Raw genomic sequence first — 12,348 nt, forward strand, 5'->3', positions numbered from 1 at the left:
ATGTGTTGCCGCCCGTTGCCGTGCAGCAACGCCTGCAACGTTACATCACTGCTGCGATCGCATCGACCACCGCGTCGATATTGCGGCTGTTCAGCGCCGCCACGCAGATGCGGCCGGTGCCGACGGCGTAGATGCCGTGCTCATTGCGCAGGCGGTCCACCTGGGCCGAGGTCAGGCCCGAGTACGAGAACATGCCGCGCTGGGCCTTGACGAAGGAGAAGTCGCCCGGCACGCCCTTGGCGGCCAGCTTGTCCACCAGCGCATGGCGCATCAGCTTGATGCGGTCGCGCATCTCGGCCAGCTCTTCTTCCCACATGGCACGCAGTTCCGGGCTGTTCAGCACGGTGGCGACCACGGTGCCGCCGTGCGTCGGCGGGTTGGAATAGTTGGTGCGGATCACGCGCTTGACCTGCGACATCACGCGCTGGGCTTCTTCCTTGCCGGTGGTGACGATCGACAGCGCGCCCACGCGCTCGCCGTACAGCGAGAAGCTCTTGGAGAACGAGCTCGACACGAAGAAGGGCAGGCCGGAGTCGGCGAACAGGCGCACGGCGGCACCGTCGGCGTCGATGCCGTCGGCGAAGCCCTGGTAGGCCATGTCCAGGAACGGGATCAGGTTGCGTTCCTTGATCAGTCCCACCACTTGCTGCCACTGCTCGGCCGACAGGTCCACGCCGGTCGGGTTATGGCAGCAGGCATGCAGCACGACGATGGTGTTGGCCGGGTACGACTTCAGCGATTCCACCATGCCGGCGAAGTTCAGGCCGTGGCTGGCGGCATCGTAATAGGCGTAGTTGACCACCGGGAAGCCGGCGGCCTCGAACAGGGCGCGGTGGTTTTCCCAGCTCGGGTCGCTGATGGCGACCTTGGCCTCCGGGTACAGGCGCTTGAGGAAGTCGGCGCCGATCTTCAGCGCGCCGGTGCCGCCCAGTGCCTGGGCCGTCACAACGCGGCCTTCGGTGATCAGCGGCGATTCCTTGCCGAACAGCAGCGTCTGCACGGCCTGGTCATAGGCGGCGATGCCTTCGATCGGCAGGTAGCCACGCGGGGTGGCGGTGGTCAGACGGGCCTTTTCTGCCTCCTGGACGGCGCGCAGCAGCGGGATTTTCCCTTCGTCGGTGAAGTACACGCCAACGCCCAGGTTGACCTTGGTGGCGCGGGTGTCGGCATTGAAGGCTTCGTTGAGGCCCAGGATCGGGTCGCGCGGGGCCATCTCGACGGCAGAAAACAAACTCATTTGGAATCTCGTGGTCGGCAATGAAAGAAAACGGGAAGGCGTAGAATGCTCCGGACTGCGCTGCGGCTGGCAGGCCCCGTTCCGTTCTGGGCGGAATCGGCCCCACGCCGTTGGAAACGGCTTGAAGCGGGGGCTGTCAACCCCAAGATTCTAGCGTATCCGCCCGTTTTCCTGAGGTTTTTCCCTAATCCGCCATCACTTCTTTCGTTACTTCTTTATTACTTCTCCCGCTATTCCGCCCCCTATGTCGAACCTCGCAGAAGCCGCGCCGGCCCTGGACGAAAGCAAATTCGTCACATTTTCCGGCTCCCCGTTCCAGCTGTACCAGCCGTTCGCGCCCGCCGGCGACCAGCCGGAAGCGATCCGCCAGCTGGTGGAAGGGGTGGAGGACGGCCTGTCGTACCAGACACTGCTGGGCGTGACCGGATCGGGCAAGACCTTCACCATGGCCAACGTGATCGCCCGGATGGGACGGCCGGCGATCGTGTTCGCGCCCAACAAGACGCTGGCGGCCCAGCTCTACGCCGAGTTCCGCGAGTTTTTCCCGCGCAATGCGGTCGAGTACTTCGTCAGCTACTACGACTACTACCAGCCTGAGGCTTACGTCCCGCAGCGCGACCTGTTCATCGAGAAAGACTCGTCGATCAACGAGCATATCGAGCAGATGCGGCTGTCGGCGACCAAGAGCCTGCTGGAGCGCCGCGACACGGTGATCGTGGCGACGGTCTCGGCGATCTATGGTATCGGCAACCCGAACGAATACCACCAGATGATTCTCACTTTGCGGGCCGGCGACAAGATCAGCCAGCGCGATGTGATCGCGCGCCTGATCGCCATGCAATACACCCGCAACGAGACCGATTTCCAGCGCGGCACGTTCCGCGTGCGCGGCGACACCATCGACATCTTCCCGGCCGAACACGCCGAGATGGCGGTGCGGCTGGAGATGTTCGACGACGAAGTGGAATCGCTCCAGTTCTTCGATCCATTGACCGGCCGCGTGAAGCAGAAGATCCCGCGCTTCACGGTCTACCCGTCGAGCCACTACGTGACGCCGCGCGAGACCGTGCTGCGCGCGATCGAGGCGATCAAGGACGAATTGCGCGGCCGGCTGGAGTTCTTCCACAAGGAAAACCGGCTGGTCGAGGCCCAGCGGCTGGAGCAGCGTACCCGCTTCGATCTCGAAATGCTTTCGGAGCTGGGCTTTTGCAAGGGCATCGAGAACTATTCGCGCCACCTGTCCGGCGCGCGCCCCGGGGAACCGCCGCCGACGCTGGTCGACTACCTGCCGTCCGACGCGCTGATGTTCCTGGATGAGTCGCACGTGCTGATCGGCCAGCTCAACGGCATGTACAACGGTGACCGCGCGCGCAAGACCACGCTGGTCGAGTACGGCTTCCGGCTGCCGTCGGCGCTGGACAACCGGCCGCTCAAGTTCGACGAGTTCGAGGGCAAGATGCGCCAGGTAATGTTTGTCTCGGCGACACCGGCGCAGTTCGAGCAGGAGCATGCCGGGCAGGTGGTGGAGCAGGTGGTGCGCCCGACCGGGCTGGTCGACCCGACCATCATCGTGCGTCCGGCGACCACGCAGGTGGACGACCTGCTGTCGGAAATCCACGCGCGCGTGGAGGTCAACGAGCGTGTGCTGGTGACCACGCTGACCAAGCGCATGGCCGAGCAGCTGACCGAGTTCCTGTCCGAGAACGGCGTCAAGGTGCGCTACCTGCACTCGGACATCGACACGGTGGAGCGCGTCGAGATCATCCGCGACCTGCGCCTGGGTACCTTTGACGTGCTGGTCGGCATCAACCTGCTGCGCGAGGGTTTGGATATCCCCGAAGTCTCGCTGGTGGCGATCCTGGATGCCGACAAGGAAGGCTTCCTGCGCGCCGAGCGCTCGCTGATCCAGACCATCGGCCGCGCCGCGCGCAACGTCAATGGCGCCGCCATCCTGTATGCCGACCGCATGACCGAGTCGATGCGCAAGGCCATCAGCGAGACCGAGCGCCGCCGCGCCAAGCAGATGGCCTTCAACGAGGCCAACGGCATCATTCCGCGCGGCGTGGTCAAGCGCATCAAGGACATCATCGACGGCGTCTACAACGCCAGCGATGCCAAGGCCGAGCTGCAGGCCGCGCAGGAGCAGGCGCGCTACGAGGATATGAGCGAAAAGCAGGTGTCTAAGGAAATCAAGCGCCTGGAAAAACTCATGCTCGACCATGCCCGCAACCTGGAATTCGAGCAGGCGGCGCAGGTGCGCGACCAGTTGGCCAAGCTCAAGGCGCAGGTGTTCGGCGCCAGCGGCGAGGGCGCGCTGCCGCCCGCCTGAACCTGCGCCACGGGGCGGGCGTGCGGCGTGGCTGGCCTATAGTGAAATGCGTCAGGACCGATCCCGGAGACGCATCATGGTAAAGCTTGGCCTGTGGGTGCCGCTGGAGGCGCGACCCGGCAAGGAACAGGAAGTCGATCAGTTCCTGCGCGACGGACTGGCGCTGGTGCAGCAGGAGGCCGGTACTGCGGCCTGGTTCGCGCTGCGGCTGGGGCCGTCGATGTTCGGCATCTTCGATGCCTTTGCCGACGAGTCCGCGCGCGACGCACACCTGTCCGGCAAGGTTGCCGCCGCGCTGATGGCCAGGGCGCCGGAACTGTTCATGGGTACGCCGCCGATCCAGAAGCTGGAGGTGCTGGCGGCCAAGCTGCCAGGGTGAACCGGGCGCAAGGAGCTGCCATGGAACGCCAATTCGAGTACGGAGGCTACCTGGTCGTGGCCAGCGCGGTGCCAAATGCCGCAGGCGGTTTTGCCGGGCAGATGCGCATTGCCGACGCCTTTGGCGAGCCGGCCGGCCCTACCTACGAGGCCATTGCCGGCGATGCGCCCACGCAGGAGGCGGCTGTTGCACTGGCCGAGGCCGCGGCGATGCGGGCCATCGATGCCGGCGAGGTCAACTAGCCGTCCGCCCCGTCCCATTTCCCGAGGAGAACACACAATGGCCGAAATCGGCGAGTGGAAGAAGAAGGTCTATGAAACCCACGAGGTGCAGGTGCAGGTCAGGCAACGCTCGCAGAGCGAATGGTCGTACACGGTGCGCGTCTGCCGCCCGGGGACCAATATCCGCGCCGCCGGCACGCTGACCGAGACTTCGCGCATCACCGATCATTTCAAATCCGCCGAAGCCGCCGCGGTGGCCGGGTTTGCGCATGGCGAGCGCCTGGCCAGGCAGCTCGCTTAGGCAGGGCCCGGCGCCACGGCGCGAGCCGGCGAGCATCGGCGGCTCGCTCCGGACAGGCGGCTAGAATTGCGCCTCGCCTAATCTACCGGGCAGGCCGGCAGGCAGGGAGCCTTGAGCGCCACGCCGTGGCCGCGCTTGCGCTTTCACCAGCCCACGCTGTCGATCGACCGATGAAAAAATACGCCATCCTGATGTGTTGCATGGGCAACATCTGCCGTTCACCGACTGCGGAAGGCGTGCTGCGCGCCAAGCTTGCTGCAGCCGGGCTGGAGCCGCTGGTCGAACTGGACTCGGCCGGCACCCATGAGTACCACCTGGGCCGCGCGCCCGACCCGCGCACCCAGCGCGCCGCGCTGCGCCGCGGCTACGACCTGTCGGCGCTGCGCGCCCGCAAGGTCGGCCTGCCTGACTTTGACCGTTTCGACCTGATTTTGGCGATGGACCGCGAGAATCTCGCCGGCCTGACTCGGCTGCATCCCGATGCCGGCGACAAGGTGCGCCTGCTGATGAGCTTCGCCACTCTTCACGACGCCGACGAAGTGCCTGATCCGTACTACGGCGAGGGCGACGGTTTCGAGCGCGTGCTCGACTATGTCGAGGACGCCTGCGACGGACTGATCGCGATGCTTCGCCAGCACCTGCAAGACCCGGCCGGCTGAGCCGGCACCCGCGCGCATCCTCCCGCGGCCGGCGCTTCGCTCACGCAATTTGCGGCGGGTGGATCGCGCCGAGCCAAGCGCCGTCGTGCGGCGCCGCATCCTGAAACACCCGCTTTCGCTGGTCGTGCCGCCCCGCGCCGCAAGCCCGGAGAGGGTTGCCGGCGAGTGCAGCGCTTGATGCGCTGCGGCAGCGGTAGTTGACTGAATTAGTCGGGTACCTTTATACTTGACGGAAACGATCAAGTATTCGCTTTACCCCCAGAGCCCTGCACCATGAGACTGACCACCAAAGGCCGCTTCGCGGTCACTGCGATGATCGACCTGGCGATGCGCCAGGACCAGGGACCGGTGACGCTCGCCGGCATCAGCCAGCGGCAAAAGATCTCCCTGTCGTACCTGGAACAGCTGTTCGGCAAGCTGCGCCGGCATGAGATCGTCGAAAGCGTACGCGGTCCGGGCGGTGGCTACAGCCTGGCACGCAAGGCCGAAGACGTCACGGTGGCGGACATCATCATCGCCGTCGACGAGCCGCTGGACGCTACCCAGTGCGGCGGAAAGGGTAATTGTAACGGAGATGACGGCTCCGGGCGTTGCATGACCCACGAGTTGTGGGCAACGCTGAACCAGAAGATGGTCGAGTACCTCGACTCCGTCTCCCTCAAGAACCTGGTTGACCAGCAGCGCGCCCGCCAGCCGGCGGTGCTGCACGACATGCGCGAGGAAGCCGCGCAGCCGGCAACCGCCGCCGCGCGCGGCAAGGCCGACAAGCAGGAAAAGCCGGTCCGGGCGAGGGTGGTGAATTCAGTTTTCAGCCTGGCGCAGTCCTGACCCCCAAAGGCGCGACACAGGCAACGGTAGAAATCAGCGATCAGCGGTCCCTAAAAAGGCAGTCATAACGATGAGCACCCCACATTTCCCCATCTACATGGATTACTCGGCCACCACGCCGGTAGACCCGCGCGTGGCGGACAAGATGATTCCGTACCTGCGCGAGCAGTTCGGCAACCCCGCCTCGCGCAGCCATGCGTACGGCTGGGAGGCGGAGCGCGCGGTGGAAGAGGCGCGTGAGCAGGTGGCAGCACTGGTCGGCGCGGACCCGCGCGAGATCGTGTGGACGTCGGGTGCGACCGAATCGAACAACCTGGCCATCAAGGGTGCCGCGAACTTCTATTCGGGCAAGGGCAAGCATCTCATCACCGTGAAGACCGAGCACAAGGCCGTGCTCGACACCACGCGCGAACTGGAACGCCAGGGCTTCGAGGTGACCTACCTGGACGTGAAGGAAAACGGCCTGGTCGATATCGACGTATTCAAGCAGGCGCTGCGCCCGGACACGATCCTGGTGTCGGTGATGCTGGTCAACAACGAGATCGGCGTGATCCAGGACGTCGAGCAGATCGGCGAGATCTGCCGCGAAAAGGGCATCATCTTCCATTGCGACGCCGCGCAGGCGACCGGCAAGGTGGTGATCGACCTGAACAAGCTGAAGTGCGACCTGATGTCGTTCTCGGCCCACAAGACTTATGGCCCGAAGGGCGTCGGCGCGTTGTATGTGCGCCGCAAGCCGCGCGTGCGCATCGAGGCGCAGATGCACGGCGGCGGCCATGAGCGCGGCATGCGCTCGGGCACGCTGGCCACGCACCAGATCGTCGGCATGGGCGAAGCCTTCCGCATCGCCCGCGAAGAAATGGCGACGGAGAACGAACGCATTCGCATGCTGCGCGACCGCCTGTGGAACGGCCTGTCGGACATGGAAGAGGTCTACCTGAACGGTGACCTGGACCACCGCGTGCCGCACAACCTGAATGTCAGCTTCAACTTCGTCGAAGGCGAGTCGCTGATCATGGCGATCAAGGACGTGGCGGTGTCGTCGGGTTCGGCCTGCACCTCGGCTTCGCTGGAGCCGTCGTACGTGCTGCGCGCGCTGGGCCGCAATGACGAGCTGGCGCACAGCTCGATCCGCTTCACGGTCGGCCGCTTCACCACCGAGCAGGAGATCGACTACACCGTCCAGCTGCTCAAGTCCAAGATCGGCAAGCTGCGCGACCTGTCGCCGCTGTGGGAAATGTTCAAGGACGGCGTCGACCTGAATTCGATCCAGTGGGCCGCGCACTGAGCGCATTAAGTACCCGCAGGATCCAGCCAAAACAAAAGCAAGACCCCCGTAAAAGATACGCAAGAGGTAAGCAAAATGTCATACAGCACGAAGGTTCTCGACCACTATGAAAACCCCCGCAACGTCGGTTCGTTCGACAAGAACGACGATGCGGTCGGCACCGGCATGGTCGGCGCCCCGGCTTGCGGCGACGTGATGAAGCTGCAGATCAAGGTCAACGAAGCTGGCGTGATCGAAGACGCCAAGTTCAAGACCTATGGCTGCGGCTCGGCCATCGCCTCGTCGTCGCTGGTGACCGAGTGGGTCAAGGGCAAGACCGTGGACCAGGCGCTGGAGATCAAGAACACCCAGATCGCTGAAGAACTGGCCCTGCCGCCGGTGAAGATCCACTGCTCGATCCTGGCTGAAGACGCGATCAAGGCTGCTGTCGAAGACTACAAGAAGAAGCACGGCGCCGAGCAGAAGGCTGCCTGATCCTGTCGATCGACAAGAAGCACGAAGGAAGACGCAACGATGATCACGATGACCGAGAAGGCGGCCAAGCACGTCGCCCGCTATCTGGAACGCCGCGGCAAGGGCGTGGGCCTGCGCCTGGGCGTGAAGACCACCGGCTGCTCGGGCCTGGCCTACAAGCTGGAATATGTCGACGAGCTGCTGCCGGAAGACGCGGTGTTCGAGTCGCACGGCATCAAGGTCATCGTTGACGCCAAGAGCCTGCCGTACATCGACGGCACCGAACTCGACTATGCGCGCGAAGGGTTGAACGAAGGGTTCCGCTTCAACAACCCCAACGTCAAGGACGAGTGCGGCTGCGGCGAGTCGTTCACGGTCTGAGCAGCATCGCACCAAAGCCACGAAGGACGTCGGTGGAGCGCAGCATCACCGGGTTCCACCGGGACGCGGAAGGCTACTGGGTGGCTGAACTCGATTGCGGCCATGGCCAGCACGTGCGGCACGATCCGCCGTGGCAGTTGCGGCCGTGGACACAGAGCGAGCAGGGCCGCGCCGGCATGGTTGGCGCGCGGGTGAATTGCCTGAAGTGCGACCGCAACGAACCGCCGGCGGAGTGGGCCCTGGCGCGGGCCAGCCAGCCTGCCGGCCGGTGACGGCGGCAAATGGACGAAGGGGCGGCGCGGCCGCTCTTTTTTCTTGGGGAAGCAGTTGAAAGACGATTTTTTTGCGCTGTTCGGTCTGCCGGCGCAGTTCGGCGTAGACGAGGCCGCGCTGGATGCGGCCTATCTCACCGTGCAGTCGCAGGCGCACCCGGACCGCTTCGCCAACGCCGGCGATGCCGAGCGCCGCGTGGCCATGCAGTGGGCCGCGCATGCCAATGAAGCCTACCGCACGCTGCGCCAGCCGTTGCGGCGCGCGACCTACCTGCTGAAGCTGCGCGGCGTCGACGTGCAGGCGGAGAACAACACCGCCATGTCGCCCGCCTTCCTGATGCAGCAGATGGAGTGGCGCGAAGCGCTGCAGGAAGCGGTGGAAGCGCGCGACGTGGACCGCCTCGATGCGCTGCTGCGCGAGCTGCGCCAGGAAAAGCGCGAGCGCCATGCCGCGCTGGGCGCACTGCTGGATGGCGGCGACAACGAGGCAGCCGGTGCCGCGGTCCGGCAACTGATGTTTATCGAGAAGATCGAGCACGATACCAGCGAGGCCATCGACCGGCTGGAAGACTGACCGGCAAGATTGCCGGGGCCGTGACACAATGGCGCCCGGCGTGAAAACCGCCCCCATGCGGCCCGCATGGCGGTTTCCCCTGCCGCACAAGACAGCGAAGAATTACCATGGCACTGCTCCAGATTTCCGAACCCGGCATGTCGCCGGCGCCCCACCAACGCCGCCTGGCCGTCGGCATCGACCTCGGCACCACCAACTCGCTGGTGGCCGCGGTGCGCAGCAGCATCCCTGAGGTGCTGGGCGACGAGCGCGGCCGCGCGCTGCTGCCGTCGGTCGTGCGCTACCTGCCGGACCGCACCGCGCATATTGGCTACCGGGCCCAGGAAGAGGCGGTGCGCGATCCCAAGAACACCATCGTCTCGGTCAAGCGCTTCATGGGCCGTGGCCTGCGCGACGTGGCCAATATCGAGCACAGCCCGTACGACTTCGTCGACGCGCCCGGCATGGTGCAGATCAAGACCGCCGCGGGGGTGAAGAGCCCGGTGGAAATCTCGGCCGAGATCCTGGCCACGCTGCGCCAGCGCGCCGAAGACACGCTGGGTGACGACCTCGTCGGCGCGGTCATCACCGTACCGGCATATTTCGATGAGGCGCAGCGCCAGGCGACCAAGGACGCCGCGCGCCTGGCCGGCCTGGAAGTGCTGCGCCTGCTGAACGAGCCGACCGCCGCAGCCATTGCCTATGGCCTCGACAACGCCGCCGAAGGCGTCTACGCGGTCTATGACCTGGGCGGCGGCACTTTCGATATCTCGGTGCTCAAGCTCACGCGCGGCGTGTTCGAGGTGTTGGCCACCGGCGGCGATTCCGCGCTGGGCGGTGATGACTTCGACCAGCGCCTGCTGTGCTGGATTGTCGAGCAGGCCAGCCTGCAGCCGCTGTCGGCGCAGGACATGCGCCTGCTGATGGTGCGCGCGCGCGCCGCCAAGGAAGCGCTGTCGGAAGCGGACAGCACCGTGATCGATGCCGTGCTTGACTCCGGCGAGATCGTCCACCTGACGCTGACCGACGAGACTTTCGAGAAGATCACCGCCCATCTGGTGCAGAAGACGCTGGCGCCGGTGCGCAAGGCGCTGCGCGACGCCGGTGTGGCGCCCGACGACGTCAAGGGCGTGGTGCTGGTCGGCGGCGCCACGCGCATGCCCTCGATCCGCAAGGCCGTCGGCGATCACTTCGGCCAGACCCCGCTGACCAACCTTGACCCCGACCGCGTGGTGGCGCTGGGCGCCGCAATGCAGGCCAACCTGCTGGCCGGCAACCATGCTCCCGGTGAAGACTGGCTGCTGCTCGACGTGATCCCGCTGTCGCTGGGCGTCGAGACCATGGGTGGCCTGGTCGAGAAGATCATCCCGCGCAACAGCACCATCCCGGTGGCGCGTGCGCAGGAATTCACCACTTTCAAGGACGGCCAGACCGCGATGGCGATCCACGTGCTGCAGGGCGAGCGCGAACTGGCGAGCGACTGCCGCTCGCTGGCGCGCTTCGAGCTGCGCGGCATCCCGCCGATGGTGGCCGGCGCGGCGCGCATCCGCGTGACCTACCAGGTCGATGCCGACGGCCTGCTGTCGGTGACGGCCCGCGAGACGCACTCCGGCGTGGAAGCTTCGGTGACGGTCAAGCCGTCGTACGGGCTGGCCGACGACGATATCGCGCGCATGCTGCAGGACAGCTTCCGCGAAGCCGAGCACGACATGAAGAGCCGCGCGCTGGCTGAAGAGCGCGTCGAGGCCGACCGGTTGGGCGAGGCCACGCGGCGCGCGCTGGAGACCGACGGCGACCTGCTGTCGGCCGAAGAGCGCGCCGACGTCGAAGCGCTGATCGCCAGCGTGCGCGAGATTGCCAGGGGCGAAGACCACCTGGCGATCCGTGCCGCGGTGGAAAAACTGTCGCACGGCACCGATGAATTCGCCGCCCGCCGCATGGACCGCTCGATCAAGAGTGCGCTGGCCGGGCGCAAGGTGCAGGAACTGGGCTGATCACCGCGCCTGCACCGCATTACAGAACCCCAGGAAACGACATGCCACAGATCATTGTTTTGCCCCACGTCGAATACTGTCCCGAAGGGAAGGTGATCGAGGCCGAGAAGGGCGTCAGCGTCCTCGACTCCCTCCTTTCCCACGGTATCGATCTCGAACACGCGTGCGAGAAGTCGTGCGCCTGCACCACTTGCCACGTGATCGTGCGCGAAGGCTTTGACTCGCTCAACGAGGCTGAAGAGAAGGAAGAAGACCTGCTCGACAAGGCCTGGGGCCTGGAGCCGAATTCGCGCCTCTCGTGCCAGGCCATCGTCGACGAGGACGACCTGACCGTCGAGATCCCCAAGTACACCATCAACCACGCCAAGGAAGGCCACTGAGCCGACGGCGCAGATCTCAGCGGAGAACGACCCATGAAGTGGACCGATACCTACGACATTGCTTCGGCGCTGTACGACAAATATCCTGATGTCGACCCGGCCGGCGTACGCTTTACCGACCTGCGCAGCTGGGTGCTGGAGCTCGACGGCTTTGCCGACGATCCCGCACGTTCGGGCGAGAAGATCCTGGAAGCGATCCAGCAAGCCTGGATCGAGGAAGCGGAATAAAGCTTTCGGTATCGGGGAGAAGCAAAAGGCCGGCATAGTCGCCGGCCTTTTGCATTGGTGCTGCGCGAGCGTGGGAATCAGCCTCGCACCAGCGCACCGTTCTCCATGTGCACGCGCTCGCCGACCTGCACCGCGGGATCCTTTTCATACGTAAAGGTGCGCTGGCTGCCGTCATCCATGCGGACGCGCACCTCGTAGTGCGTGTCCTTGCTCACGGCCTTCTCGATCTGGTTGCCTGCGACACCGCCGCCCACCGCACCGACAACAGTGCCGACGATACGGCCATTGCCCTTGCCGACCTGGTTGCCAACCAAGCCGCCGACCACGGCGCCGCCCAGCGCGCCCAGGCCGCTGGTGTTGGGCTTCTGGGTCTGTATCGGTGTCACGGCGACGATGCGCCCGGCGTAGGGGCTGCCCTTGGCGGCCGGGCGCTCGGTGTCGGCGCGCTGGCTGGTGCGGGGTTCGCTGTCGCGCTGGGCGGCCTGGCGTGCGGGAGCGGCGCGCGGGGCGGCTTGCGCCGGTTGCGAGGTGGCGTTCTGGCGCGATTGCGCTTGCTGGCCGTCGTCATAGACCGGCGGGCGGGTTGTACTGCCCGGCGGCGGCGCGGTCTGCGTGGTGACTGGCAGCGGCCCCTGCGGCGCCTGTGCCCCTTGCTGGCTTTGCCGCGCCTGCAGGTCAGGATTCGCCTTGCTGATCGGCAGCACGCCGGTGACGGCGGCTACGGCGGTCAGGCTGGCGATGACCACGGACACGGCTGCCGCGCCGATCAGCGGATGCAGCCGGCGTTGCGGCGGCAGCGGGGCGGACGTTTGGTTGGGCGAAGTGGCTGGGCTCTGCATTATGGC

The 12,348-nt window shown here is 65.7% G+C and carries 16 protein-coding genes; 14 read left to right on the forward strand and 2 right to left on the reverse strand.

Annotation, left to right across the window (positions count from 1 at the left end; genetic code table 11):
• Positions 1 to 40: 40 nt before the first annotated feature.
• Positions 41 to 1,237, reverse strand: coding sequence for an amino acid aminotransferase (locus LPA45_RS05285; protein ID WP_317921980.1), 1,197 nt, complete (start codon positions 1,235 to 1,237; stop codon positions 41 to 43).
• Positions 1,238 to 1,481: 244 nt separating this feature from the next.
• Here LPA45_RS05285 and uvrB point away from each other — a divergent pair, with 244 nt between their 5' ends.
• The 14 genes from uvrB to iscX all read left to right on the forward strand — a co-directional run bounded on the left by uvrB (position 1,482) and on the right by iscX (position 11,503).
• A complete protein-coding gene (gene uvrB, locus LPA45_RS05290) occupies positions 1,482 to 3,566 on the forward strand; it encodes an excinuclease ABC subunit UvrB (RefSeq protein WP_116317613.1) in 2,085 nt (694 codons plus the stop codon).
• A 76-nt stretch (positions 3,567 to 3,642) separates the two neighbouring features.
• Positions 3,643 to 3,945, forward strand: coding sequence for a putative quinol monooxygenase (locus LPA45_RS05295; protein WP_116317614.1), 303 nt, complete (start codon positions 3,643 to 3,645; stop codon positions 3,943 to 3,945).
• 20 nt (positions 3,946 to 3,965) lie between these two features.
• Positions 3,966 to 4,187 carry a hypothetical protein gene (locus LPA45_RS05300; RefSeq protein WP_029046863.1) on the forward strand — a complete coding sequence of 74 codons (222 nt, stop codon included), beginning with the start codon at positions 3,966 to 3,968 and terminating at the stop codon, positions 4,185 to 4,187.
• A gap of 37 nt (positions 4,188 to 4,224) precedes the next feature.
• Positions 4,225 to 4,467: a hypothetical protein gene (locus LPA45_RS05305; protein WP_116317615.1), complete on the forward strand. Its 243-nt coding sequence runs from the start codon at positions 4,225 to 4,227 to the stop codon at positions 4,465 to 4,467.
• 170 nt (positions 4,468 to 4,637) lie between these two features.
• A complete protein-coding gene (locus tag LPA45_RS05310; RefSeq protein ID WP_116317616.1) occupies positions 4,638 to 5,126 on the forward strand; it encodes a low molecular weight protein-tyrosine-phosphatase in 489 nt (162 codons plus the stop codon).
• A 273-nt stretch (positions 5,127 to 5,399) separates the two neighbouring features.
• Positions 5,400 to 5,954: a Fe-S cluster assembly transcriptional regulator IscR gene (gene iscR / locus LPA45_RS05315; RefSeq protein WP_116317617.1), complete on the forward strand. Its 555-nt coding sequence runs from the start codon at positions 5,400 to 5,402 to the stop codon at positions 5,952 to 5,954.
• A gap of 64 nt (positions 5,955 to 6,018) precedes the next feature.
• Entirely contained in the window at positions 6,019 to 7,242 is a 1,224-nt protein-coding gene (locus LPA45_RS05320) for an IscS subfamily cysteine desulfurase (protein WP_271815680.1), read from the forward strand.
• A gap of 75 nt (positions 7,243 to 7,317) precedes the next feature.
• Positions 7,318 to 7,716, forward strand: a complete 399-nt coding sequence (iscU, locus tag LPA45_RS05325) for a Fe-S cluster assembly scaffold IscU (RefSeq protein WP_010809025.1) — start codon at positions 7,318 to 7,320, stop codon at positions 7,714 to 7,716.
• Between the two features lie 39 nt (positions 7,717 to 7,755).
• Positions 7,756 to 8,076 (forward strand): iron-sulfur cluster assembly protein IscA, encoded by a 321-nt coding sequence (gene iscA / locus LPA45_RS05330; protein ID WP_010809024.1) that lies wholly within the window; start codon positions 7,756 to 7,758, stop codon positions 8,074 to 8,076.
• 32 nt (positions 8,077 to 8,108) lie between these two features.
• Positions 8,109 to 8,348, forward strand: a complete 240-nt coding sequence (locus LPA45_RS05335; protein ID WP_116317619.1) for a DUF3565 domain-containing protein — start codon at positions 8,109 to 8,111, stop codon at positions 8,346 to 8,348.
• A 55-nt stretch (positions 8,349 to 8,403) separates the two neighbouring features.
• Entirely contained in the window at positions 8,404 to 8,922 is a 519-nt protein-coding gene (hscB, locus tag LPA45_RS05340; RefSeq protein WP_317924292.1) for a Fe-S protein assembly co-chaperone HscB, read from the forward strand.
• 107 nt (positions 8,923 to 9,029) lie between these two features.
• Positions 9,030 to 10,895: a Fe-S protein assembly chaperone HscA gene (gene hscA, locus LPA45_RS05345; protein WP_116317621.1), complete on the forward strand. Its 1,866-nt coding sequence runs from the start codon at positions 9,030 to 9,032 to the stop codon at positions 10,893 to 10,895.
• Positions 10,896 to 10,936: 41 nt separating this feature from the next.
• Positions 10,937 to 11,275: an ISC system 2Fe-2S type ferredoxin gene (fdx, locus tag LPA45_RS05350; protein ID WP_063238412.1), complete on the forward strand. Its 339-nt coding sequence runs from the start codon at positions 10,937 to 10,939 to the stop codon at positions 11,273 to 11,275.
• 33 nt (positions 11,276 to 11,308) lie between these two features.
• Positions 11,309 to 11,503 (forward strand): Fe-S cluster assembly protein IscX, encoded by a 195-nt coding sequence (gene iscX / locus LPA45_RS05355; RefSeq protein WP_116317622.1) that lies wholly within the window; start codon positions 11,309 to 11,311, stop codon positions 11,501 to 11,503.
• A 77-nt stretch (positions 11,504 to 11,580) separates the two neighbouring features.
• Here the strand turns inward: iscX and LPA45_RS05360 are convergent, their stop codons facing one another.
• Complete coding sequence (locus tag LPA45_RS05360; RefSeq protein WP_317925916.1) at positions 11,581 to 12,342, reverse strand: glycine zipper 2TM domain-containing protein; 762 nt, start codon at positions 12,340 to 12,342, stop codon at positions 11,581 to 11,583.
• Positions 12,343 to 12,348 lie beyond the last annotated feature (6 nt).

It is taken from the genome of Cupriavidus sp. Agwp_2 (assembly GCF_040784895.1).
In the GTDB taxonomy this organism is placed as follows: Bacteria; Pseudomonadota; Gammaproteobacteria; order Burkholderiales; family Burkholderiaceae; genus Cupriavidus.

Coding starts and splice junctions, on each gene's coding strand:
- LPA45_RS05285 (WP_317921980.1), bottom strand. CDS start 1,237: ATGAGTTTGTTTTCTGCCGTCGAGATGGCCCCGCGCGACCCGATCCTG.
- uvrB (WP_116317613.1), top strand. CDS start 1,482: ATGTCGAACCTCGCAGAAGCCGCGCCGGCCCTGGACGAAAGCAAATTC.
- LPA45_RS05295 (WP_116317614.1), top strand. CDS start 3,643: ATGGTAAAGCTTGGCCTGTGGGTGCCGCTGGAGGCGCGACCCGGCAAG.
- LPA45_RS05300 (WP_029046863.1), top strand. CDS start 3,966: ATGGAACGCCAATTCGAGTACGGAGGCTACCTGGTCGTGGCCAGCGCG.
- LPA45_RS05305 (WP_116317615.1), top strand. CDS start 4,225: ATGGCCGAAATCGGCGAGTGGAAGAAGAAGGTCTATGAAACCCACGAG.
- LPA45_RS05310 (WP_116317616.1), top strand. CDS start 4,638: ATGAAAAAATACGCCATCCTGATGTGTTGCATGGGCAACATCTGCCGT.
- iscR (WP_116317617.1), top strand. CDS start 5,400: ATGAGACTGACCACCAAAGGCCGCTTCGCGGTCACTGCGATGATCGAC.
- iscU (WP_010809025.1), top strand. CDS start 7,318: ATGTCATACAGCACGAAGGTTCTCGACCACTATGAAAACCCCCGCAAC.
- iscA (WP_010809024.1), top strand. CDS start 7,756: ATGATCACGATGACCGAGAAGGCGGCCAAGCACGTCGCCCGCTATCTG.
- hscA (WP_116317621.1), top strand. CDS start 9,030: ATGGCACTGCTCCAGATTTCCGAACCCGGCATGTCGCCGGCGCCCCAC.
- fdx (WP_063238412.1), top strand. CDS start 10,937: ATGCCACAGATCATTGTTTTGCCCCACGTCGAATACTGTCCCGAAGGG.
- iscX (WP_116317622.1), top strand. CDS start 11,309: ATGAAGTGGACCGATACCTACGACATTGCTTCGGCGCTGTACGACAAA.
- LPA45_RS05360 (WP_317925916.1), bottom strand. CDS start 12,342: ATGCAGAGCCCAGCCACTTCGCCCAACCAAACGTCCGCCCCGCTGCCG.